Source organism: Bradyrhizobium sp. CB1717, from assembly GCF_029714325.1.
In the GTDB taxonomy this organism is placed as follows: domain Bacteria; phylum Pseudomonadota; class Alphaproteobacteria; order Rhizobiales; family Xanthobacteraceae; genus Bradyrhizobium.
In genome coordinates, this window is record NZ_CP121666.1 from 8,410,620 (window position 1) to 8,432,618 (window position 21,999).

Genomic DNA, 21,999 nt, shown 5'->3' on the forward strand with positions numbered 1-21,999 from the left:
CGGCGTTCAGTGGCCGGCTCTTGCCGGCGCAGGCGGCCCGTATGCCTCGCCTTCCCGCGCCGCCTCCGGCTCCCGATCCCCGGCCAGCACGCGCTGCACGGAGACGAAGAACACCGGCACCATCAGCAGCGCCAGGATCACCACCGCGATCATGCCGCCCATCACGATGGAGCCAAGCGCCTGCTGGCTGGCGCCGCCGGCGCCGTGGGCGATGGCCATCGGCAGCACGCCGCAGATGAAGGCAAGGCCCGTCATCAGGATCGGGCGGAAGCGCAGGCGGCAGGCCTCGATGGTGGCTTCCACCAGCGGCTTGCCTTCTTTGCGCAGATCCTTGGCGAACTCGATGATCAGGATCGCGTCCTTTGCCGCAAGACCGATGATGGTGATCAGGCCGACGGTGAAATAGACGTCGTTGGGCAGGCCGCGCAGCATCGCCGCGGCCACGGCGCCGACGATGCCGAGCGGCACGGTGAGCAGCACCGCGAGCGGAATGGTCCAGCTCTCGTAGAGTGCGGCGAGGCACAGGAACACCACGAACACCGAGAGCGCGAGCAGGAACGGCGCCTGCGAGCCCGACAGCTTCTCCTGCAGCGACTGGCCGGTCCATTCATAACCGAAGCCGCGCGGCAGCTTGCCTGCGAGCCGCTCCATCTCGGCGATGGCATCGCCCGAGGTGAAGCCGGACCTGGCTTCGCCGGAGATGCGCACCGCCGGATAATAGTTGAAGCCGGCGATCTGCGTCGGGCCGCGTGCCCATTCCACCGTGGCGAAGGAGGAGAACGGCACGAGCTGGCCGCGGCTGTTCTTGACGTTGTAGTTGAGGATGTCCTCGGTCCGCATGCGGTCGCGCGCATCCGCCTGCACCACGACGCGCTGCATGCGGCCGCGGTTCGGGAAGTCGTTGATGTAGTTCGAGCCGAGATTGGTCGAGATCGTGTTGTTGATGTCTTCGAAGGTGACGCCGAAGGCGCCGGCCTTCTCGCGGTCGATCACGAGATTGACCACGCCCGCCTCGGGCAGGCCTTCGATATAGACCTTCTGCAGCACCGGGCTCGCATTGGCTTCCGCGATCAGCTGGTCGGCCGCTCGCATCAGGGCCGCATAGCCCTTCTGGCCGCGGTCCTGCAGACGGAACGAGAAGCCGGAGGAGTTGCCGAGGTTGTCGATCGGCGGCGGCTGCAGCGCCGAGATTTTTGCGTCGCGGATCGACGACCCGAGATCACGGTTGATGTCATTGACGATCGCTGCAGCTGACTCGTTCGGACCGCGCTCCGACCAGTCCTTCAAGGTGATGAAGGCCTGCGCGGTGTTCATGCCCTGACCGGAGAAGCTGAAGCCGGTGAGGAAGGTGACGTTGTCGACGCCGGGCCGCTGCGCGAGATATTTCTCGACCTTCTCGATCACGGCCTCGGTGCGGGCATAGGACGAATCCGACGGCGTCTGCACGTCGGTGGTGACGAAGCCCTGGTCGTCGATCGGCAGGAAGCCGCCGGGCAGATTGACGAAGGCCCAGGACAGACCAGCCAGCAGCGCGACATAGACCAGCATCAGGCGGCCGGTGCGCTTGAGCGAGAAGCCGACGGTGCGGGAATAGCTTTCCTTGCCGCCTTCCAGCATGCGGTTGAACCAGCCGAACACGCCCCTCTTCGCATGGCCGTGGCCAGCCGTGACGGGCTTGAGCAAGGTCGCGCACAGCGCCGGCGTCAGCGACAGCGCCAGGAAGGCGGAGAAGCCGATCGCGGCGACCATGGTCACCGAGAACTGGCGGTAGATGATGCCGACCGAGCCCGGGAAGAACGCCATCGGCACGAACACCGCCATCAGCACCAGCGTGATGCCGATGATGGCGCCAGAAATCTGCGACATCGCCTTGCGCGTCGCCTCCTTCGGCGGCAGGCCTTCCTCGCTCATGATGCGCTCGACGTTCTCGACCACGACGATGGCGTCGTCGACGAGGATGCCGACCGCGAGCACCATGCCGAACATCGAGAGCATGTTGATGGAGTAGCCGGCGAGCAGCAGCGTGCTGCAGGCGCCGAGCAGCGCCACCGGCACCACGATGGTCGGAATGATGGTGTAGCGGATGTTCTGCAGGAACAGGAACATCACCACGAACACCAGCACCACCGCTTCGAGCAGCGTCGTCAGCACCTTCTTGATCGAGGCCTCGACCACCGGCGTGATGTTGTACGGGATCTCGTAGGAGATGTTGGCCGGGAAGAAGCGCGACAGCTCCTTCATCTTGGCTTCGACCGCGCTGGCGGTCGCCAGCGCGTTGCCGGTCGGCGACATCAGCACCGAGAGGCCGGCGGTCGGCTTGCCGTCGAGGCGGGTGTTGAACTGATAGCTGAGGCCGCCGACCTCGACGCGCGCGACGTCGCGCAGGCGCACGGTCGAACCGTCGGGGTTGGCGCGCAGGATGATGGCGCCGAATTCGTCCGGCGAGGCAAGCTGGCCCTTGACCAGCACCAGCGCCGAGGTGCGCTGGCTCGATGTCGACGGCTCGGCGCCGATGCTGCCCGAAGCGACCTGTGCGTTCTGCGCCGATATCGCCTTGTTGACGTCGTCGGCGGTCAGCCCGTAGCCGACCAGTTTTGCGGGATCGACCCACACACGAAGACTGCGCTCGGTCGAATAGAGCGTGGCGCGGCCGACGCCGGGAATGCGGCGGATTTCGCCGAGCACGTTGCGGATCATGAAGTCGCCGAGGCCGACCTCATCCAGGCTGCCGTCGGTCGAGTTCAGCGTGATGATCTGCAGCACCGCGCTGGAGGCTTCCTCGATCAGGATGCCCTGCTGGATCACCGCGCGCGGCAGGCGCGCCTCGACGCGCTTGATGCGGTTCTGCACCTCGACCGAGGCCGCGCTGGTATCGGTGCCCGGCTGAAAATTGGCGATGATCTCGACCTGACCGAGCGAGTCGCTGGTCGATTCGAAATTGAGGATGCCGGAGGCGCCGTTGAGCTCCTCCTCGATCAGGCGCGTGACGCTGTTGTAGAGGTTTTCCGGCGAGGCACCGGGATAGCTGGTCGAGATCGAGATCGAGGGCGGCGCGATGATCGGATATTGCGCGATCGGCAGCAGCGGCACGGAGATCGCGCCGATCAGACAGATGAAAAGCGCGACCACCCAGGCGAAGATCGGCCTGTCGATGAAGAAACTCGCCATGGCGCGTTACCGCGTGAGCTTTTGGGCGTGCCGATTGTCCGCGGTCGCGTCCGCCTCGGACCAGGATTGCGGCTTGACCCTGTCACCGGCCGCGAACTTCTGGAAGCCTTCGACCACGACCTTGTCGCCGGCCTTCAGGCCTTCGGTGACGAACCAGAGGCCGTCCTGCACCGAGCCCGTGCGCACCGGCTGCACCGCGATGTGGTTGTCGTCCTTGACGACGAACACCTCGCTGCCGCCGCCGCCGTTGCGCTGGATCGCCTGCTGCGGCACCGCGATGGCGTCGCTGTCGAGACCCTGGTCGATGCGGACGCGGACATACATGCCCGGCAGCAGCTCGCGCTTGGGGTTGCGGAATTCGCCGCGCAGCGTCACCTGCCCGGTATGGGCGTCGACCTTGGCATCGGAGAACAGCAGCTTGCCGTCGAGCGAATAAAGCGTGTTGTCGTCGAGAACGAGGCGCACCTTGGCGGCATCGGCCGCAATGCGCTCGAGATCGCCGCTCTCGAAGGCGCGGCGGAGCTGGTTGAGCTCGGTCACCGACTGGGTGAAGTCGGCATAGATCGGATCGAGCTGCTGGATGGTGGCCAGATTGGTCTCGTTCTGCACCGCGAGCGCGCCCTCGCTGACGAGGGCCGCACCGACGACGCCGTCGATCGGCGCGCGCACGGTGGCATAGTCGAGGTTGAGCTTGGCGCGGGCGAGCTCGGCCTTGCGTCCCTCGACCTCGGCATGGGCCTGGCGTTCGGCGGCGATCGCCTTCTCGTTCTCGGCCTCCGGAGCCGCGCGATCCCTGGTGAGGGTGGCGATGCGATGCGCCTGCTGCTTGGCCTGCATCAGCGCGGCCTCGGACTTGGCGAGTGCGGCCTCGTTGGCCATCACCTCGACCTCGAACGGACGCGGATCGATGCGGTAGAGCGGATCGCCGGCCTTGACCTCGCTGCCCTGGCGGAACAGACGCTCGACCACGATGCCGGAGATGCGCGGCCGCACGTCGGAGACGCGCGTCGGCGCAATGCGGCCCGGCAGCTCGCGCACCACGGCGCGCGGCTGCGGCTTGACGACGACGATGCTGACGTCAGGATCGGCGGGCGGAGCGGCAGAGACGGCCGAGCTCGATTCCTCGCAACCCGCGAGCAGCGGCGCAAGGGCCGCGAGCATCATAGCAACGCATGCCGATCGCGCGCGAAGTCCTGACATGAAGTGAAGTGCCCCGAATTGTTGAAACTGGTCACGCGCGAGCCTGCCCGTTCTGGGCGATTTGCGCGCAGCTGATGCCGTCAAAATAGAATGGACCTGCTGCGACGCAACGCATGCTACGGGCGGCTCAATGTCACACGACCTATCGCACTGACTTGTTGAGGCTTTTCGGGACTCACCGGATTGTGAGTCGGGTTCCGTCATTGGCTACTGCGACAGAAGATCGCAATCCGGCAAACCTTCAGGCATTCTCCCTTGCGATCACACCGAGGCAGAAGTCGATGAAGCTCCGCACTTTCGCGGGCTGATGCTGGCGTGACGGAAACAGCGCATAGAGCGGGAACATCTCACCTGACCATTCCGGAAACAGATTGATCAACGCCCCGCTTTGCACGAGGTGACTGCTGCCCAGCTGGAGAATCTGCGCAATGCCTGCGCCGGCTTCGCAAGCCGAGAGCATGGCGCCGACATCCGAAACCAGAACGCGGGCGGACACCTTCACGGGGAGCACCTCTTTTCCCTTACGAAACTCCCAATCGAAAGGCCGCTGGTTCGCCGCGTCATAGAAACCGATGCAATCGTGGTCCGGGACTTCGGACGGATGTCGTGGCCGGCCGTGCTCGGCGATATAGGCGGGCGAGGCAACAGTGAGAACGCGGGTCTCGACGAGCTTGCGCGCCACCAACGAACCCTGCGGCGGCTCACCGAACCGCAACGCAAGATCAAAGCCGCCAGCGCCGAGATCTCCGATCGCGTCACGCATGAGAAGCTCCAGCGAGACCTGCGGATGCCGCACCAGGAACATCCTGATGTGGGATGACAGGACGATGCGCGAGAAGAACGGATCGACGTTCACCCTGAGCCGTCCGCGTACGATGCCGGCGGAGCCCGAAGCCTCGGTTGCAGCTTCTTCGATGCCGGCAAGGTGCGGTCCGACGCGCTCGTAGAAGCGTCGCCCCTCGTCGGTCAAGGAGAGCGAGCGCGTTGTGCGTTCAAGCAATCTGACCCCGACGCGCGCTTCCAGACGCGATATGGCGCGGCTGACGGCCGAGGCCGTCAGGCCCAGCGCATCGGCCGCGCGTGCGATGGTGCCGGCCTCGATGACAGCCGAGAGGACAGTAACACCCGACAGCAATCGTCCATCGAAGGGCATCGCAATTCCTGATTTATATGAATGTCTATTTTGACATAACGGAATTTGGATCCGCAATCACCATCTGACATCAGTGTCGCCACCGAAGACGCGGAGGCGAACATGACGAAACGGTCTTATTTTCCGAGCATCAAGTATTGCACACGCTGGACGTTGCTAGGCGCGTCGCTGCTTTCGATCACGGCGTCTGCCGGCGCTCAAACTAACGCACCTCCCCCAGGCACAAGAAAGGAAGCGATCATGACGATGAAGCAAGACCTCGCGATGCGCTCGAACGAAATTCACTGGCCAGAGCGCTTCAATCCTGCGACTGCGGATCTGTTTGCCCACAACGAGCTTCTCATCAATGCGTCATGCGAGAAGGTCTGGAGCCACATCGTGGACGCCAGCAAGTGGCCGCAGTGGTATCCGAACTCCAGGGACGTCGAACTTCCCGAGGGCACCAAGGTCCTTGGCAACGACACGACGTGGCGATGGAGCACGTTCGGCCTGTCTATCGAGAGCAAGGTGAACGAATACCTGCCACACGCGCGCCTCGGCTGGTACGGTTACGCGCCGGGGACGCAACCGAGCTTCTATCACACCTGGTATCTGGCCCCTCGAGGCGCGAGCTGCCTGGTCGTCACCGATGAAGTCGGCATCGGCAAGGATGCCGCGCACCTGCGAGAGACCGATGAGAGCCTGCTGCACCGGGGCCACGATCTATGGCTTGCGACATTGAAGTGGGTGTCCGAGGGTAATTGACAGGTTGTCGGGGAATGGGGCGCGGCATGCACCCGTAGGCGCGCTAATCGGCGGCCTTCATCCGGTACCGGCTGACGCCCCATTCGGTTCCGGCGGCATAGCCGAACAGGCCCGATGTCACCAGGAACAGCCAGCGCCAGCGACGCATCCAAAGACCGGTGTCATCGCCATAGACCTGGCGCAAGGCCTCTTCGATCGTCTCGCGATGCGCGTCGAAATTGGCGAGCCAGTCGTTGGCGGTGCGCTGATAATGCGTGCCGCTCCAGCACCATTCCTTCTCGACCGTGAAGATGTCGTCGAACTGCCTGACGAGGTGATGGCTCGGCATCAGCCCGCCGGTGAAGACGTGCTGGGCGACCCAGTCCTCGCGATCGGCCCGGTCGAACAGATGGGAGCCGGTGCGATGCGTGGCGATGTGCATGAAGCAGCGCCCCTCGGGCGCAAGCCATGAGCGCAGGCGCGTCATCAGCTTGCGCCAGTTCATCATGTGCTCGAAGGTCTCGACTGCGACGATGCGGTCGAACCGGCTATCGGGTGCAAACACGTTCATGTCGGCGGTGACCGCGTGGAGGTTGGACAGCCCGCGCAGCCGCGCCTCCTCGTCGATCAGGGCGCGCTGCGCCCGCGAGTTCGAGACCGCGGTCACCGCCGCGTGCGGAAACTGCCGCGCCATCCACAGCGATAGCGAGCCCCAGCCGCAGCCGAGCTCGAGGATGGCCTGGCCGTCGGCGAGACCGGCATGCTCGACGGTCTGGCGCAGCGCCTCCTCCTCCGCCTCCTGCAGGGTGGTCGCGTCGGTCTTGTAGAAGCAGCACGAGTATTTGCGGTTGGGGCCGAGCACTTCTGCGAAGAACGAAGCAGGCACCTCGTCAGCCCCGGCACCCGCGTCCCCCGCGATCGGCCGCAGCAGCATCCGCCCGGCGATGGCGGCATCGCCGGCCGCATCATGCGCGGCGAGACGGGTTGCGGTGCGGGAGCAGAGGCGCTGGATCGCAGCCCGGATCACGACATCGGGCAGCGGCACGCGTTCTGCAGTCCCGATGATCGCGGAAACGACGCTCATGCGACCACTCCCTTGGTCAGGTCTCGTCGGGCGGCGGAGGGAAGAACGGGCAGGTGCCGGCAACGGCCGGGGCAGCCACAGGGCACCGGCGGCCTGCGGGATGCCGAAGTCTTGCAAATGTCACGCTATCAAAGCGCGGTTTCCGCTTCAGGTTCCGGCGCTCTCCACTAAATCGGCGTATCCGGCGCTTTTTTTGGGCTGGGCCTGTGCCATAGTGCGCCCCGCAATCACGTTCGTAACGGATGATACCGGCCATGCCGTCTGGCACCTCGCCCCGCTCCCCCATGGACATCGAATACACCAAACTATCCTCGCCCAGCGTCTTCCTGGTGCGGATGCTGGTCTTCCTGGTGCTCTGCACCCTCGTCGGCGTGGTGCTCTACAAGCAGATCATCCTGGCCTTCTTCGCCAATCCCGGGCTCAACGCCCTGATCGGCGGCGTCCTGTTCATCGGCATCATCCTGGCCTTCCGCCAGGTGATCCGGCTCTACCCTGAGGTGTCCTGGGTCAACAATTTCCGCATCGCCGATCCCGGCCTTGCGCCCGCCCGGCACCCAAAACTGCTGGCGCCGATGGCGATGATCCTGGGCGGCGAGCGCACCGGGCGGATGACCATCACCCAGACCACCATGCGGCACCTGCTCGATTCGATCGCGACTCGCCTCGACGAGGCCCGCGACATCTCCCGCTACATGACCGGCCTGCTCGTCTTCCTCGGCCTGCTGGGCACCTTCTGGGGCCTGATCGAGACGGTCGGCTCGGTCGGCAAGGTGATCGACGGCCTCAAGGTCGGCGGCGATTCCGGGGCGCTGTTCGACACGCTGAAGGAGGGCCTCGCCGCCCCGCTCGGCGGCATGGGCATCTCGTTCTCGAGCTCCCTGTTCGGCCTCGCCGGCTCGCTGATCCTCGGCTTCCTCGATCTGCAATCGAGCCAGGCGCAGAACCGCTTCTACACCGACCTCGAGGACTGGCTCGCCACCACCGTGCGCGAATATGGCCGCGGCGAGGTGCCTGTCGCCGCCGCCGGCGGCGGGGTTGCCAGCGGCGAGCTTCAGGCCGCGGTCGAGCGACTGCGCTCCGTGCTCGAGGAAGGCAGCGCCAGCCGCGGCACCACGGCCGCGATGGCGAGCCTTGCCGAAGCGATCCAGGCGCTGGTCTCGCACATGCGCACCGAGCAGCAGATGATCCGCGAATGGGCCGACGGCCAGGGCGAGCAGAACCGCGAGATCCGGCGCCTGCTGGAGCGCCTCGCGCGCCAGCCCGAGAAGGGTTAGCAACATGGCTCTAGCCCGCGGCCGCCGCAGCGAAGGCGCCTTCAACTACTGGCCCGGCTTCGTCGACGCGCTGTCGACGCTGGTGCTGTCGATCGTGTTCCTGCTGTCGGTGTTCCTGGTGGTGCAGTTCTTCCTGTCGCAGGAGGTCACCGGCAAGGACAAGGCGCTGGAGCAGCTCAACGCCAAGATCGCCCAGCTCAACGAGCTCTTGTCGCTGGAGAAGCTCGGCAAGCTCACGCTCGACGACCAGGTCTCGCAGCTGAGGGCCGGCCTGGCCTCGGCCGAGTCCGAGCGCGACCGCATCAAGGGCCTCTATGAGGGCCTCGCTGCCGCCGGCAGCGACGCGCAGGGCAAGAGCACCGAGCTCGGCAAAGCGCTGGACTCCGAGAAGGCGGTCTCGGCGCGGGCCCTGGCGCAGATCGAGGTGCTGAACCAGCAGATCAGCGCGCTGCGCCGGCAATTGGCGGCGCTGGAGGAGGCGCTCGATGCATCCGAGAAGCGCGACAAGGAATCGCAGAACCGGATCGCCGATCTCGGCTCGCGCCTGAATGTGGCGCTGGCGCAGCGCGTGCAGGAATTGTCGCGCTACCGCTCGGAATTCTTCGGCCGCCTGCGCGCCATCCTCGGCAACCGTCCCGACATTCGCGTCGTCGGTGACCGCTTCGTGTTCCAGTCCGAAGTGTTCTTCGACACCGGCCAGGCGGTGCTTCTGCCCGAGGGCCGCGCCGAGCTGGACACCCTGGCAGCCGCGCTGATCGAGCTCGACAAGAAGATCCCGAGCGATATCCCGTGGGTGCTGCGCGTCGACGGCCATACCGACGTGCGTCCCGTCAGTGGCGCGAACTTCAAGTCGAACTGGGACCTGTCAGCCGCTCGTTCGATTTCGGTGGTGCAATACCTGATCTCGCTCGGCGTGCCCGCCCAGCGCCTCGTCGCCGCCGGCTTCGGTGAATTCCAGCCGCTCGACACCGGCAACACGGAGGAAGCCTTCAAGCGCAACCGCCGCATCGAGCTGAAGCTGACGGAGCGGTAGTGAGCGGCGCCATCCACCTCCGCCCCTACCGCCCCGAGGACGAGGCAGCCTCGATCGACCTCTGGCATCGCACCTGGCAGCAGGCCTATCCGCAGATCGATTTTGCCGCGCGGCTGGAATGGTGGCGCGAGCGCTGGCGCAAGGATCTGGTGCCGAAGGCCTCGATCGTCGTTGCGGAACAAGACGGCGTGCTGACCGGCTTCGTCACCATCGACGACGAAGGCTATCTCGACCAGCTCGTGGTCGATCCCGCGCATTGGGGCTCGGATGCGGCACGGCTGCTGGTGGACGAGGCCAAGCGCCTGTCGCCCGTAGGCGTCACGCTGCTCGTCAACAAGGACAATGCCCGCGCCATCCGCTTCTACGAGCGCAACGGCTTTGCCCATGCCGGAGACGATGTGAACCCGACCTCGGGCCGGCCGGTGCTGAAGATGGTATGGCGGGCGTGAGGCCTGTCACGGTTGGATCCCGCGGCGCCGGTTATTCGTTGTCTCAGGCACGACAAGCCGATGGAGGCGATCGATGAAGCTGAACGAGCTGGCCAAGGGGTCCTCGGTGATGCTGGGCGTCATCGTCGCCGGATACCTGTCGACGATCTATGTCGACCAGCGCTTTGCGACATCAAGCGCCCCTGCGCAGACGAACGGCGCAGGCCCGCCGGCCTGCGTGGACGCAGATGGAAGCTGGAAGAACTGGCCGTGGCCGAACGTGCCGGCGCTGTCGCCGAAGTGCCGGTAAGGTGCGAAGTTCCCTCTACACGTCATTGCGAGCGTAGCGAAGCAATCCAGAGTCTTTCCGTAGAAGCGGTCTGGATTGCTTCGCTGCGCTCGCAATGACGAAAAGTGCGGCAACGCCTCACGCCCCTCGCAGTGCCTCACGCCCCCTCGAACTGCAGCCTCGCGAGCCTCGCATAAAGCCCGTTCGCGGCGACGAGCTCGGCATGCGTGCCCTGCTCGACGATCTTGCCGTGGTCCATCACCAGGATGCGGTCGCAGGAGAGAACGGTGGCCAAACGATGCGCGATTACCAGCGTGGTGCGGTGGCGCATCAATTCCTCCAGCGCGGTCTGCACCAGCGTCTCACTTTCGGCATCGAGCGCGGAGGTGGCTTCATCGAGCAGCAGCAGCGGCGCATCGCGCAAAATGGCGCGCGCGATCGCGATGCGCTGGCGCTGGCCGCCTGACAGCGTCACGCCGCGCTCGCCGAGCGGGGTGTCGAAACCTTCGGGCAGGCGGCGGATGAATTCGGCGGCGTGCGCCAGCTCGGCGGCGCGCTCGACCTCGGCGTCGGTCGCATCGGGCCGGCCGAAGCGGATGTTCTCGCGGGCACTCGCGGCGAACACGTTGGATTCCTGCGGCACCAGCGCGATGCGGGAGCGGAAGTCGCGGGGATCGGCTGACCTCACCGGCACGCCGTCGAGCGAGATCGCGCCATTGCGCGGATCGTAGAAGCGCAGCAGTAGATGGAAGATCGTGCTCTTGCCGGCGCCGGAGGGGCCGACGATCGCGACCTTCTCGCCGGGCCGCACGGTGAACGACACGGCGTCGAGCACATTGACGTCGGGACGCGCGGGATAGGCGAAGCTGACGCGGTCGAAGCCGACCTCGCCGCGCGGCGGCATCGGCAGTGCGCGCGGTGCAGCGGGCGCGGCGATCTCGGGCTGCACGTGCAAAATCTCGAACAGGCGCTCGGCGGCGCCCGAGGCAGCCGAGACCTCGCCCCAGACCTCGCTGAGCTGGCCGAGGCCGGCGGCGGCAAACGCGGCATAGAGGACGAACTGGCCGAGCCGGCCCGGCGTGATGGCTCCGGTGAGGACGTCATGCGAGCCGATCCAGAGGATCGCGACCACGCTGGCGAACACGATGAAGATGATGATGGCGGTGAGCACGGCGCGGGCCTGGGTCGAGGTGCGCGCGGCTTCATAGGCCTGCTCCACCTCCCCGCCGAAACGCTTCTCGGCGAAGCCCTCGCTGGTATAGGCCTGCACGGTACGGATCGCGCCGACCAGCTCGCCGGCATAGGCGGAGGCATCGGCGAGCGTGTCCTGGGCGTTGCGCGAGAGCCGGCGCACCCAGCGCCCGAAGGCGACCAGCGGCAGCACGATCAAGGGTATCGCCAGCAGCACGAAGCCCGACAGCTTCGGGCTGGTGATCACCATCATCGCGGCGGCGCCCAAGAACATCATCAGGTTGCGCAGCGCGATCGACACGGAGGCACCGACGGCGGACTTGATCTGGGTGGTGTCGGCGGTGAGCCGCGAGATCAGCTCGCCGCTGCGCGCGGAATCGAAGAAGGAGGGCGACAGCGACAACAGATGCGCGAACACGTCTCGGCGCAGATCGGCGACGATGCGCTCGCCGATCGTCATCACGAGGTAGTAGCGCGCCGCGCTCGCCAGCGCGAGCACGGCAACGACCGCGATCATCACCGAGAAGTAACTGTTGATCAGCTCGATGCCCTCGGGCGTCAGGCCGAAATCGATCATCCGGCGCACCGCGACCGGCACCAGCAGCGTGGTCAGTGCCGCGATCGTGAGCGCGACAAAGGCGAGCGCGGCGCGCCCGCGATAGCGGCTCACATAGGGCGCGAGCGCCAGCAGCGGCCGCAGCTTCGGGCGCCCCTTGGCGGGCTGCTCGATCAGCTCGGCCTCGATCGACGGGGTGTCTGCCGGCGCGGTGTCGCGCCCGTCGCGGTACTGGTCGTCAAGCCGTTCCACAGCGCTCATGAGATCGGACCCAAGGAGACAATTCTCCCCACATAGGCCGGTGCAGGAGGAGTGGCAAATCCGGGATGTCCCTTAGGGGACGGCCCGGTTCTCCAGTCCCCACAATGGCTTGTTTTAAGGGGGCCTGTGGGGTATAGAGCCGCCCAAATCCGTCATCGATCATCACTCTAGCGATAGGCGCAGGGCGCCGAGGAATTGCCATGAAAGCCGAAATTCACCCGAATTATCATACGATTACGGTCGTGATGACCGACGGTTCCGAGTACCAGACCCGCTCGACCTGGGGCAAGGAAGGCGACAAGCTGCACCTCGACATCGACCCGAAGTCGCACCCGGCCTGGACCGGCGGCTCCCAGCAGCTGATGGATCGCGGCGGCCGCGTCTCGCGCTTCCAGAAGAAGTTTTCGGGCTTTCTCAAAAAGGATTGATCCGGCCCGCAAGGCTGGAGACGAAAAACGCCCCCGGAGGACCGGGGGCGTTTTTGTTTTGGGGACGGGTCGTCGCCAAGGCCGAGGACTCGTAGGGTGGGCAAAGCGGAGCGTGCCCACCCTACCGCAATTATGGTCCTCAAGAGAGAGATGGTGGGCACGGCGCTGCGCGCCTTCGCCCACCCTACGGCACCTGTGATTACCGCTCGAACGCGGCCTTCAGCGCGTTGAGGTGCGGCACCAGCGGGTTGCCGATGGCGACGTGTTCGGCCGGCGGGGTGTGGATCGAGGTGTCGAGGCGGCGGACGCGGATCTGCAGGCTCATCGAGCGATGGATCAGCTCCTGGAGCTGCGAGGGCAGCTTCTCGATGGTGTCGGCCGGGCCGGGATCGGCGGCGGTGAGCTTGACCTTGGTCTTCTCGCGGTTGGCCTGCATCAGCGTCATCTCGCCTTCCTTCACCGCGCGGTGCAGCAGCAGCCAGGAGGCGAGCTGCATCAGGCGGGTGGTGAGGCGCATGCTCTCGGTCGCGTAGGTGAGGCTGACGGCGCGGTCGAGCGCCTTGGCCTCGGTGCGGCCGGCGCCGTCGAGATAGGCGGCGGTCTCTTCGACCAGATCCATACCCTCACGGAACAGGGCGCCGAACGCCGCAGAATTGGTGAACCGCTCGCTGAGTTGAACGAGAGCACCTTCGACTTGCAAACGTTCCATGGTTAACGCCCCTTACGCAACTGTTTACCGGTCCGGCTTTGGCGCCGGATTATGATGAACAAATCATTGCGCGGGCGAAGCGCGGAGTCCAGCGACAAGCGCGGATATGGTTTCCGCGGGTCATTCCTCAGAATTCAACCGGGGCTAGACGCAAAAAGTGGAAGGAGATTCAAAAAAAGAGCCGCCGGAGACCGGCGGCTTTGAAAGTTGATAACAGGGAGGCGTCAAACAGAGTGGACAGGAGCCACTCGGTGTCCAAACGAGGACAGTTCCAGTCATAAACCCGAAAGCTTAATCGACCGTAAACGAGCTAATTTTTTGAGGGTTCGTTAGGCATGTCGGCCGCTGGCCGAGTGCAGTGCGGAACAAAACGCTCTCCGCGAGTCGTCCCGGCCGAGTGCGCAATTGCGCACTCGGCCGGGACGACAGCCGTTGGTGTGGCGGCGACTACGACTTGAAGAAACTGTTGGCCGCATCGCGCGAGGCGCGCTTCCTGGTGGCGGCTTCTTCCAACCTGGCGATCTCGGTCTTCAGGAGAGCTACGCGCTCGGTCAGTTCCTCCACTGACAAGAGTGAGAGATCCTGTCCGATTTCGTGGGTGACCTTCTTGCGCGGGCGGTCGTCGTCTTCGATCGGCATGTCGTTCCTCCTGCGTTCGTGCCTGTCACACGGCTGAGGCGGTTGCCAGCTTGGGCCGCGCTGGCTAAGCAATGGCCTCGTTCCTCCCGCACCTTTGCTCAAGGACACATCATGGACAAGCTGCCCGCGCAAATGACCGTGGTCGCCATCTCCACACCCGGCGGACCGGAGGTGCTGGTGCCGGAACAACGCAGCGTGCCGCAGCCCGGTCCTGACGAGATCCTGGTCAAGGTGATGGCTGCCGGCGTCAACCGCCCCGACGTGGCGCAGCGCTCCGGCGCCTACCCGCCGCCGCCCGGCGCCAGCGACCTGCCCGGCCTCGAGATCGCCGGCGAAGTGGTCGCGGTCGGCAGCAACGCCAAGCGGCACAAGATCGGCGACAAGGTGATGTCGCTGGTCGCCGGCGGCGGTTATGCGCAGTACTGCATCGCGCAGGATGCCCAGGCGATGAGCGTGCCGCCGGCGCTGTCGATCAAGGAAGCCGGTGCGCTGCCGGAAACCCTGATGACGGTCTGGCACAACGTGTTCGAGCGCGGCGGCCTGAAGGCCGGCGAGACGCTGCTGATCCACGGCGGCTCCTCCGGCATCGGCACCATGGCCATCCAGCTCGCGAAGGCGTTCGGCGCAAAAGTGTTCGTCACCGTGGGATCGCAGGACAAGGTCGACGCCTGCCTCAAGCTCGGTGCCGATCGCGCCATCAACTACAAGACGGAAGACTTCGTCACTGTCGTCAAGGAAGAGACCAACAAGGCCGGCGTGAACCTGATCCTCGACATGGTCGCCGGCGATTATGTCGACCGCAACTATGATGCCGCCGCGGTCGAGGGCCGCATCGTCCAGATCGCGACCCTCAACGGCCCCAAGATCACCGCCAACATCGCCAAGGTGATGGTCAAGCGCCTGACCCATACCGGCTCGACGCTGCGCCCCCGTAGTAATGCGGACAAGGCGGCGATGGTGGCCGCGATCGAACAGAAAGTGATGCCGCTTTTCCGCGAAGGCCGCGTCAAACCGCTGATGGACAGCACTTTCCCGCTGGAAAAGGCAGCCGACGCCCACCGGCGCATGGAGACGAGCGCACATATTGGCAAAATTGTGTTGGAGGTCTAGGCCGCTGGCCCACAAGGCCAGCCGGAAACCCTTTGATTTTCCTCGCTTTCGTGGCATCTATCGCGACGCACCGAACCAATTCTGTCCGGTGTGAAATCGCCTTCCACCGAAGAGTTGCGTCGAACGCGGAGAACTGGCCTTGCGTCTGATCAGGTGCCTCGCGCCCATCGCGCTGGGCCTCATGATTCTCGTCGCCGCGTACCCTGCGCGCGCGCTCGACGCCGTCAGCGTCCGCAGTGACGCGCCCGCGATCGACCTCACCGGCGTGCTCGAGCATCAGCGCAGCGATGCCGACCGCATTCAGGTCTCCACCGCACCCGGCACCGACGGCATCGTCCGCCGCATCGAGGTGCGTGCCCGCGAAGGCGGCCAGAACTGGGTGGTGTTCGCGCTCGCCAACAACACCGACGACCAGCTCGACCGCCTGATCGTCGCGCCGCACTACCGCATCGTCTCCTCGGGCCTGCTCTGGCCCGACCTCGGCCTGTCGCGCATCGCGACCATCACACCGTCGATCGGCGACCGGCCCGAACGCCAAGAAAGCGCAACCGCGGACGTGTTCCGCATCACGCTCGATCCCGGCGCCGTCGTCACCTTCGTCGCGGAGCTGCGCACCGACAAGCTGCCGCAGCTCTATCTGTGGGAACCCGAGTCCTACAAGGACAAGGTCAACTCGTTCACGCTGTACCAGGGCATCGTGATCGGCATCTCGGGCCTGCTGGCGCTGGTGCTGACCATCCTGTTCGTGGTGAAGGGCAGCATCATGTTCCCGGCCGCCGCGGCGCTGGCCTGGGCGGTGCTGGTCTATATCGGCGTCGATTTCGGCTTCTGGGGCAAGGTGCTCGACATGTCGAACAACGCCGAGCGCATCTGGCGCGCGGCGGGCGAGGCGATCCTGGCGGCGACGCTCCTGGTGTTCCTGTTCGCGTATCTGAACCTCAGCCGCTGGCATGTGCGCTACTCGCACATCACGGTGGGCTGGCTCGCGTTCCTCGGCTCTCTCGTCGCGCTCGCTCTGTTCGATCCGGCGGTCGCCTCCGGCATCGCCCGCATCTCGCTGGTGCTGATTGCCTTCGCCGGCTTTGCGCTGATCGTCTATCTCTCCACCCACGGTTTCGACCGCGCGGTGCTGCTGATCCCGACCTGGTTCCTCCTCGTGGTCTGGGTGGTCGCGGCCGGCATGACGGTGGCGGGCTCCGTCACCAACGATATCGTCGGCCCCGCCCTGCTCGGCGGCCTCGTGCTGATCGTGATGCTGATCGGCTTCACGGTGATGCAGCACGCCTTTGCCGGCGGCGGCGCCACCACCGGCGTCGTCTCCGACATCGAGCGGCGGGCCTTGGCGCTGGCCGGCTCCGGCGACCTGATCTGGGACTGGGACGTATCGGCCGACAAGGTCTTCACCAGCCCCGAGACCGAAGCCCTGCTCGGCCTCAAGCGCGGCACGCTGGAAGGCCCGGCCGCCTCGTGGCTCGAGGTGCTGCATCCGCTCGACCAGGACCGTTTCCGCGCCGCGCTCGACAGCGTGCTCGACCAGCGCCGCGGCCGCCTGGTGCAGGATTTCCGCCTGCGCACTCCGGACGGCCATTTCATGTGGTTCGCGCTGAAGGCCCGCCCCGTGGTCGGCTCCGACGGCGAGGTCTCGCGCGTGGTCGGCACGCTCACCGACGTCACCGAGCTGCGCAACGCCGAGGAGCGCCTGCTGCACGATTCCGTGCATGACAACCTGACCGGCCTGCCCAACCGAAAACTGTTCATGGACCGGCTCGGCGCCGTCGCAAACTTCGCCAAGACCATGCCGACGCTGCGGCCGACGCTGATGGTGATCGACCTCGACCGCTTCAAGCAGGTCAACGATTCCGTCGGCATCGCGGTCGGCGACTCCATCCTGCTGACGCTCGCCCGCCGCCTCACCCGCATCCTGAAGCCACAGGACACGCTGGCGCGGCTCGCCGGCGACCAGTTCGGCTTGATCCTTCTGTCGGAGCAGGATCCGGCGCGGATCACCAATTTCGCCGAGACCATCCGCAAGACCATCCGCGCGCCGATCGCCTTCAACGATCGCGAGATCTTCCTGACGGCTTCAATCGGTCTTGCGCTCTCCGATCCGCAGGTTCAGCTGACGGACGAGATCATCAAGGATGCCGAGCTTGCGATGTATCATTCCAAGCGCATCGGCGGCGACCGCATCGATGTGTACAAGCCCGCGATGCGCGCGCGAAAAACCGACCGCCTGACGCTGGAGAGCGAGCTGCGGCGCGCCATCGAGCGGCAGGAGATCACGATCCTCTACCAGCCGATCGTGCGGCTGGAGGATCGCTCCGTCGCCGGCTTCGAGGCCCTGGCGCGGTGGGATCATCCGAAGCTCGGGCGCATGGCGCCCTCGGAGTTCATCTCAATCGCGGAAGAGACCGGCCTGATCGTCGACCTCGGCATGTTCGTGCTCGACCAGACCGCAAAGCAGCTTTCGGTGTGGCAGCGCGCGATGCGCTCGCGCGAGCCGATCTTCGCAAGCGTCAACGTCTCCTCGCGGCAGCTGCTGCGCCACGACCTCATCCACGACATCCGCACCGTGCTGTCGCGCTCTTCGGTGGCGCGCGGCACGCTCAAGCTCGAACTGACGGAATCGCTGGTGATGGAGAACCCGGAGCACGCAGCCCAGATGCTGACGCGCATCCGCGAGCTCGGCACCGGCCTGTCGCTCGACGATTTCGGCACCGGCCATTCCTCGCTGGCCTATCTGCAGCGCTTCCCATTCGATACCATCAAGATCGACCAGTCCTTCGTGCGCACCACCAACCGCGGCACGCGACCGGTGATCCTGAAGTCGATCATCGCGCTCGCGCACGACCTCGGCATGGACGTGGTCGCCGAAGGCGCCGAGACCGATTCCGACGCGGTCGAGCTCTACCAGATGGGCTGCGAATACGCGCAAGGCTTTGCCTTCGGCGAGCCGATGGACGCGGACGCGGCGATGCGCCTCTTGACGGAAGTGCGGCTGGAAGCGGCGAGCTAACCTCCCTCCTCCCCCTTCTTGAGGGGCCGCCCGCGAGGCCACGGGGTGAGGGGCCGATGAGGCCGTGCTTGATCCAGATCAATGGGCCGCGGCTCAACCGCCGCGAAAAAGGGCGCGCAGCATTCGATCCAGAACGGGTTCGTCATCGAGGTCGTTGGGCTCGCCACTGTCGTTCTCGGCGTGCCCACACGCGTCAAGCGCAACGACAGGAATGAGCAGACCAAGCGCGTCCTTCTCAGGAGTTACGGATGAGCCGGCACCTTTTCTACGCGATCACCCTCATAGGCACCGGAATGTTCCTCGCCCCCTCGGCCGAAGCAGTGACGGCTGCACGATGCGAGGATCGAGGCGCAAACTGCGTCGGCACATGTGCCGACTACACCGGCGGGGCCGGTGACGTTCGGGGCCGCCAGAACGTGTGCATGCGCGCCTGCGACCGGCAGACAACGAGATGTCTGATACGAGCACACGCCGCCGACGAACGCTGGTTCCGTGAGCGCCAATGAAGGCCGGGGCACGACGGCTCGGCTAGCGGCAACCGTTCTCACATTCGCGGTGGACCAGCGCGTCCATTTGATCTCGTACCGTAGGGTGGGCAAAGGCGCACTTGCGCCGTGCCCACCATCTCTCCGCGCATGCTGCGCTCATGGTGGGCCCGCTTCCGCCGTCGCTCTTCGAGCTATGGCGACAAGACGCTTTGCCCCCCTTACGATACTGCTTTTGTGGCGCGGGCTCTTACCCTCCCCTGGAGGGGGAGGGTGGACAGCGTGCCGCACACTACCGCCGCCGGTCGCTCTTCTTCCTGAACCGCACGCTCTGGCCATCGGGCATCCGTGTCGCCACGAATCCGGCGGCGAGGCAGGCTTCGCGCTGCGGCATCTGGATGTCGGGGCTGCGCAGGCTGTCCCACCATGAGGCACGATTGGCCGCGCGCGGCAGCGCCGCACCGATGATCTCCTCGATCTGCTCAAAGGTCAGCACGAATTCTGCCTGCTTCTGCCGCAGCAGATAATCGCGCAACGCGTCGTAGTCGTTCACACTCGTCCTCTCGTCCGAAGCCCGGATCTCTTCACATGAGGCCTGCCGAAAATCGTTAGCCGCATCAACCGATTCTTAACTCATTGCGGCAGCGCCGTACCAGCTTAAACACTGCTCAAGGTTTAGGGCGCATCCATCAGGGTCGGGAGCAAACGATGCTGTCTGGATGGCGCGAAGTCATGGCCCGCCGGCCGTGGCGGATTTCGGCGAAGCTGCTGATCATCTCGTCCGTGGTGACGGTGATCGGCTTTTCCGCCATTTGCGTCAACGTCATGCTCGACATGCGCCGCGGCGAGGAGGCGCTGGCCCGCCAGACCCTGGAAAACCTCGCCACCACCATCGAATCCGACATCAGCCGCAACATCGAAATCTACGATTTGTCGCTGAAGGCGGTCGCCAGCAACATGCTGCTGCCGGAGCTCGCCACAGTCTCGAAGCCGGTCCGGCACCTGATCCTGTTCGATCACGCGACGACGGCCCGGCATTTCGGCGCCATCCAGGTCTATGATTCGGAGGGCAGGCTGACCATCGACGCCTCCACGCTCGATCCGTCTCCCGAGAATCGCGGCGACGAAGACTATTTTAGGGTTCACCGTGACAATCCCGGCGCCGGCCTCTTCATCAGTCGCCCGATGCTGTTCCGCGGCGCCTATTCGATCGTGCTGAGCCGGCGCATCAGCGACACCGACGGCGGCTTCCTCGGCGTCGTCACCGGCTCGATCCGCTTCAGCTATTTCCACGAATTGTTCGAACGCCTGAGCCTCGATGCCGAAGACACCATCACGGTGCTCAAGCGCGACCGCACCATCATGATGCGGCGGCCGTTCGACCTCGACGTGATCGGCAGGAATTTGAACGACCGTCAGAACTGGAAGGCCGACAATCTCCGCGCCGGTACCTCCTATGCGGGGCAAGGCCCGGTCGACACCACGCCGCGGCTCTATGTTCGCAGCAACGGCGACAGCCCGCTGTTCGTCGTGGCCGGCAAGCCCCTGAGCGCGGTGTTCGAGCTGTGGCAGAAGGAGGCCTATCGAATCGGCGCCGTGGTGCTGGCGCTGATCGTGTTCATGCTGGCATCGACGCTCGTGCTCGCGCGCGAGATCGGACGGCGCGCCGAGGCCGAGCGCAAGCTCGAGGAGCTGGCGACGACGGATGCGCTCACCGGCCTGAAGAACCGCCGCAAGTTCGACACCGTCATCGACGTGGAATGGCGGCGCGCCATGCGCCAGAAGACGCCGGTCGCGCTGCTGATGATCGATGCCGATCACTTCAAGGCCTACAACGACACCTTCGGCCATCAGGCCGGCGACCAGGTGCTGGTCGGCATCGCCATCTGCATTTCCGACTCGGTCCGACGGGCCGGCGACTGCGCTGCGCGCTATGGCGGCGAGGAATTCGCGGTGCTGCTGCCGGACACCTCGGCAGCCGACGCCTTCAAGACCGCCGAGACGATCCGCCTCAAGGTGCAGGGCTGGTCCGACGACCAGGCGGCATCGACGGTGTCCTGCGGCATCGCCAGCCTCGTCCCCGCCGCCGGCATGGACTGGACGATCCTGGTCGCCGCCGCCGACAAGGCGCTCTACGCCGCCAAAGCCGGCGGCCGCAACCAGTCCGTGGTCGCGAGCCTGCCGAAGCTGTCGCTGGTGGCGTGAGGGGCTCTCTCCCCGTCATTGCGAGGAGCTCTTGCGACGAAGCAAGACTTTCTCCGCGGAAAGATTCTTGATTGCTTCGCGGAGCCTGTCATCGGGCCGCGCTTCGCGCGGACCCGGTGGCTCGCAATGACGGCGGGGGCTACCGCCCCAGATACTTCTTCATCTCCGCGATCAGCCCGTCGCGCAGCTCGGGGCGCTGCAGGCCGTAGGCGATGTTGGCGCGGAGGAAGCCGGGCTTGGAGCCGCAATCATGGCGCTCGCCCTCGAACTCGACGCCGTAGAATTTCTGCGACTTGGCGAGGCCGATCATGGCGTCGGTGAGCTGGATCTCGCCGCCGGCGCCGCGCTCCTGGGTCTCGAGGATCTTGAAGATCTCCGGCTGCAGGATGTAGCGGCCGGTGATCGAGAGGTTGGAGGGCGCGGTGCCCTTGGCCGGCTTTTCGACCATGCCGTCGACCTCGAACATCTTGCCGGTGCGCTTGCCGACGCCGCAGATGCCGTATTGATGGGTGAGATGATCGGGCACCGCCTCGACCGCGATCAGATTGGATTTCTCGCCGAGCGTTGCGGCGGTCTCGATCATCTGCTTCAGGCAGCCGGGCGTGTTGAGCACGAGCTCGTCCGGCAGCACGACCGCGAACGGCTCGTTGCCGACGATGTCGCGTGCACACCAGACCGCGTGGCCGAGGCCGAGCGGCGCCTGCTGGCGGGTGAAGCTGACGGCGCCGGCATCCGGCTGGTTCTGCGCCAGGATCTCCTGCTCGGCCTTCTTGCCGCGTGCGGCCAGCGTGGTGTCGAGCTCGAACATCTTGTCGAAATGATCTTCTATGACGTTTTTGTTGCGGCCGGTGACGAAGATGAAGTGCTCGATGCCGGCCTCCCTCGCCTCGTCATACACGTACTGGATCAGCGGCTTGTCGACGATGGTCAACATCTCCTTCGGCATCGCCTTGGTGGCGGGCAGGACGCGGGTGCCGAGGCCGGCGACGGGGAATACAGCTTTGCGAATTTTCATGGGATTGATCGAATACCTGAGGACGTGAAGGG

At 65.5% G+C, this 21,999-nt stretch carries 19 protein-coding genes; 10 read left to right on the forward strand and 9 right to left on the reverse strand.

Going from position 1 to position 21,999, the window contains the following annotated elements; genetic code table 11:
* Window positions 1-6 precede the first annotated feature (6 nt).
* From QA649_RS39075 to QA649_RS39085, 3 genes are all read right to left on the reverse strand, one after another.
* Complete coding sequence (locus QA649_RS39075) at window positions 7-3,168, reverse strand: multidrug efflux RND transporter permease subunit (RefSeq protein ID WP_283021802.1); 3,162 nt, start codon at window positions 3,166-3,168, stop codon at window positions 7-9.
* A gap of 6 nt (window positions 3,169-3,174) precedes the next feature.
* Window positions 3,175-4,368 (reverse strand): efflux RND transporter periplasmic adaptor subunit, encoded by a 1,194-nt coding sequence (locus tag QA649_RS39080; RefSeq protein WP_283021803.1) that lies wholly within the window; start codon window positions 4,366-4,368, stop codon window positions 3,175-3,177.
* 241 nt (window positions 4,369-4,609) lie between these two features.
* Window positions 4,610-5,521, reverse strand: coding sequence for a LysR family transcriptional regulator (locus QA649_RS39085; RefSeq protein ID WP_283021804.1), 912 nt, complete (start codon window positions 5,519-5,521; stop codon window positions 4,610-4,612).
* A 240-nt stretch (window positions 5,522-5,761) separates the two neighbouring features.
* On the opposite strand from QA649_RS39085, the gene QA649_RS39090 reads away from it, so the two are divergent.
* Window positions 5,762-6,265 (forward strand): SRPBCC family protein, encoded by a 504-nt coding sequence (locus QA649_RS39090; RefSeq protein ID WP_283021805.1) that lies wholly within the window; start codon window positions 5,762-5,764, stop codon window positions 6,263-6,265.
* Between the two features lie 43 nt (window positions 6,266-6,308).
* Here the strand turns inward: QA649_RS39090 and QA649_RS39095 are convergent, their stop codons facing one another.
* On the reverse strand, window positions 6,309-7,328 hold the full coding sequence (locus tag QA649_RS39095) for a cyclopropane-fatty-acyl-phospholipid synthase family protein (RefSeq protein WP_283021806.1): 1,020 nt from the start codon (window positions 7,326-7,328) through the stop codon (window positions 6,309-6,311).
* 254 nt (window positions 7,329-7,582) lie between these two features.
* On the opposite strand from QA649_RS39095, the gene QA649_RS39100 reads away from it, so the two are divergent.
* The 4 genes from QA649_RS39100 to QA649_RS39115 all read left to right on the forward strand — a co-directional run bounded on the left by QA649_RS39100 (window position 7,583) and on the right by QA649_RS39115 (window position 10,373).
* A complete protein-coding gene (locus QA649_RS39100) occupies window positions 7,583-8,602 on the forward strand; it encodes a hypothetical protein (RefSeq protein WP_026312566.1) in 1,020 nt (339 codons plus the stop codon).
* A gap of 4 nt (window positions 8,603-8,606) precedes the next feature.
* The gene (locus tag QA649_RS39105; RefSeq protein ID WP_283021807.1) at window positions 8,607-9,635 is read left to right on the forward strand and encodes a peptidoglycan -binding protein; all 1,029 of its coding nucleotides are present in this window, start codon (window positions 8,607-8,609) and stop codon (window positions 9,633-9,635) included.
* The gene (locus QA649_RS39110) at window positions 9,635-10,084 is read left to right on the forward strand and encodes a GNAT family N-acetyltransferase (RefSeq protein ID WP_283021808.1); all 450 of its coding nucleotides are present in this window, start codon (window positions 9,635-9,637) and stop codon (window positions 10,082-10,084) included. The genes QA649_RS39105 and QA649_RS39110 overlap by 1 nt, the downstream gene beginning before the upstream one ends.
* Before the next feature lie 73 nt (window positions 10,085-10,157).
* On the forward strand, window positions 10,158-10,373 hold the full coding sequence (locus QA649_RS39115; RefSeq protein WP_283021809.1) for a hypothetical protein: 216 nt from the start codon (window positions 10,158-10,160) through the stop codon (window positions 10,371-10,373).
* Window positions 10,374-10,509: 136 nt separating this feature from the next.
* Here the strand turns inward: QA649_RS39115 and QA649_RS39120 are convergent, their stop codons facing one another.
* A complete protein-coding gene (locus tag QA649_RS39120) occupies window positions 10,510-12,360 on the reverse strand; it encodes an ABC transporter ATP-binding protein/permease (protein WP_283021810.1) in 1,851 nt (616 codons plus the stop codon).
* Between the two features lie 200 nt (window positions 12,361-12,560).
* On the opposite strand from QA649_RS39120, the gene rpmE reads away from it, so the two are divergent.
* The gene (gene rpmE / locus QA649_RS39125) at window positions 12,561-12,788 is read left to right on the forward strand and encodes a 50S ribosomal protein L31 (RefSeq protein WP_018646677.1); all 228 of its coding nucleotides are present in this window, start codon (window positions 12,561-12,563) and stop codon (window positions 12,786-12,788) included.
* A gap of 199 nt (window positions 12,789-12,987) precedes the next feature.
* On the opposite strand, the gene QA649_RS39130 is transcribed toward rpmE, so the two are convergent.
* Complete coding sequence (locus tag QA649_RS39130; RefSeq protein ID WP_283021811.1) at window positions 12,988-13,497, reverse strand: DUF1465 family protein; 510 nt, start codon at window positions 13,495-13,497, stop codon at window positions 12,988-12,990.
* Window positions 13,498-13,944: 447 nt separating this feature from the next.
* Complete coding sequence (locus QA649_RS39135) at window positions 13,945-14,136, reverse strand: DUF1192 domain-containing protein (protein ID WP_283021812.1); 192 nt, start codon at window positions 14,134-14,136, stop codon at window positions 13,945-13,947.
* Window positions 14,137-14,247: 111 nt separating this feature from the next.
* On the opposite strand from QA649_RS39135, the gene QA649_RS39140 reads away from it, so the two are divergent.
* From QA649_RS39140 to QA649_RS39150, 3 genes are all read left to right on the forward strand, one after another.
* Window positions 14,248-15,246 (forward strand): NAD(P)H-quinone oxidoreductase, encoded by a 999-nt coding sequence (locus QA649_RS39140; RefSeq protein WP_283021813.1) that lies wholly within the window; start codon window positions 14,248-14,250, stop codon window positions 15,244-15,246.
* 139 nt (window positions 15,247-15,385) lie between these two features.
* Window positions 15,386-18,262: an EAL domain-containing protein gene (locus QA649_RS39145; RefSeq protein ID WP_283021814.1), complete on the forward strand. Its 2,877-nt coding sequence runs from the start codon at window positions 15,386-15,388 to the stop codon at window positions 18,260-18,262.
* An 81-nt stretch (window positions 18,263-18,343) separates the two neighbouring features.
* Window positions 18,344-18,514 carry a hypothetical protein gene (locus QA649_RS39150; RefSeq protein WP_283021815.1) on the forward strand — a complete coding sequence of 57 codons (171 nt, stop codon included), beginning with the start codon at window positions 18,344-18,346 and terminating at the stop codon, window positions 18,512-18,514.
* Between the two features lie 525 nt (window positions 18,515-19,039).
* Here QA649_RS39150 and QA649_RS39155 read toward each other — a convergent pair.
* Window positions 19,040-19,300: a hypothetical protein gene (locus QA649_RS39155; protein ID WP_283021816.1), complete on the reverse strand. Its 261-nt coding sequence runs from the start codon at window positions 19,298-19,300 to the stop codon at window positions 19,040-19,042.
* 155 nt (window positions 19,301-19,455) lie between these two features.
* On the opposite strand from QA649_RS39155, the gene QA649_RS39160 reads away from it, so the two are divergent.
* Window positions 19,456-20,952 carry a diguanylate cyclase gene (locus tag QA649_RS39160; protein WP_283021817.1) on the forward strand — a complete coding sequence of 499 codons (1,497 nt, stop codon included), beginning with the start codon at window positions 19,456-19,458 and terminating at the stop codon, window positions 20,950-20,952.
* 139 nt (window positions 20,953-21,091) lie between these two features.
* Here the strand turns inward: QA649_RS39160 and QA649_RS39165 are convergent, their stop codons facing one another.
* Entirely contained in the window at window positions 21,092-21,967 is an 876-nt protein-coding gene (locus tag QA649_RS39165) for a UTP--glucose-1-phosphate uridylyltransferase (protein WP_283021818.1), read from the reverse strand.
* Window positions 21,968-21,999: the final 32 nt, after the last annotated feature.

What these genes read in the sequence shown, in the direction of transcription:
- QA649_RS39080 (WP_283021803.1), bottom strand. Translation starts at nt 4,368, where the DNA reads ATGTCAGGACTTCGCGCGCGATCGGCATGCGTTGCTATGATGCTCGCG.
- QA649_RS39085 (WP_283021804.1), bottom strand. Translation starts at nt 5,521, where the DNA reads ATGCCCTTCGATGGACGATTGCTGTCGGGTGTTACTGTCCTCTCGGCT.
- QA649_RS39130 (WP_283021811.1), bottom strand. Translation starts at nt 13,497, where the DNA reads ATGGAACGTTTGCAAGTCGAAGGTGCTCTCGTTCAACTCAGCGAGCGG.
- QA649_RS39075 (WP_283021802.1), bottom strand. Translation starts at nt 3,168, where the DNA reads ATGGCGAGTTTCTTCATCGACAGGCCGATCTTCGCCTGGGTGGTCGCG.
- QA649_RS39165 (WP_283021818.1), bottom strand. Translation starts at nt 21,967, where the DNA reads ATGAAAATTCGCAAAGCTGTATTCCCCGTCGCCGGCCTCGGCACCCGC.
- QA649_RS39120 (WP_283021810.1), bottom strand. Translation starts at nt 12,360, where the DNA reads ATGAGCGCTGTGGAACGGCTTGACGACCAGTACCGCGACGGGCGCGAC.
- QA649_RS39090 (WP_283021805.1), top strand. Translation starts at nt 5,762, where the DNA reads ATGACGATGAAGCAAGACCTCGCGATGCGCTCGAACGAAATTCACTGG.
- QA649_RS39150 (WP_283021815.1), top strand. Translation starts at nt 18,344, where the DNA reads ATGGGCCGCGGCTCAACCGCCGCGAAAAAGGGCGCGCAGCATTCGATC.
- QA649_RS39140 (WP_283021813.1), top strand. Translation starts at nt 14,248, where the DNA reads ATGGACAAGCTGCCCGCGCAAATGACCGTGGTCGCCATCTCCACACCC.
- QA649_RS39100 (WP_026312566.1), top strand. Translation starts at nt 7,583, where the DNA reads ATGCCGTCTGGCACCTCGCCCCGCTCCCCCATGGACATCGAATACACC.
- QA649_RS39105 (WP_283021807.1), top strand. Translation starts at nt 8,607, where the DNA reads ATGGCTCTAGCCCGCGGCCGCCGCAGCGAAGGCGCCTTCAACTACTGG.
- rpmE (WP_018646677.1), top strand. Translation starts at nt 12,561, where the DNA reads ATGAAAGCCGAAATTCACCCGAATTATCATACGATTACGGTCGTGATG.
- QA649_RS39095 (WP_283021806.1), bottom strand. Translation starts at nt 7,328, where the DNA reads ATGAGCGTCGTTTCCGCGATCATCGGGACTGCAGAACGCGTGCCGCTG.
- QA649_RS39135 (WP_283021812.1), bottom strand. Translation starts at nt 14,136, where the DNA reads ATGCCGATCGAAGACGACGACCGCCCGCGCAAGAAGGTCACCCACGAA.
- QA649_RS39160 (WP_283021817.1), top strand. Translation starts at nt 19,456, where the DNA reads ATGCTGTCTGGATGGCGCGAAGTCATGGCCCGCCGGCCGTGGCGGATT.
- QA649_RS39115 (WP_283021809.1), top strand. Translation starts at nt 10,158, where the DNA reads ATGAAGCTGAACGAGCTGGCCAAGGGGTCCTCGGTGATGCTGGGCGTC.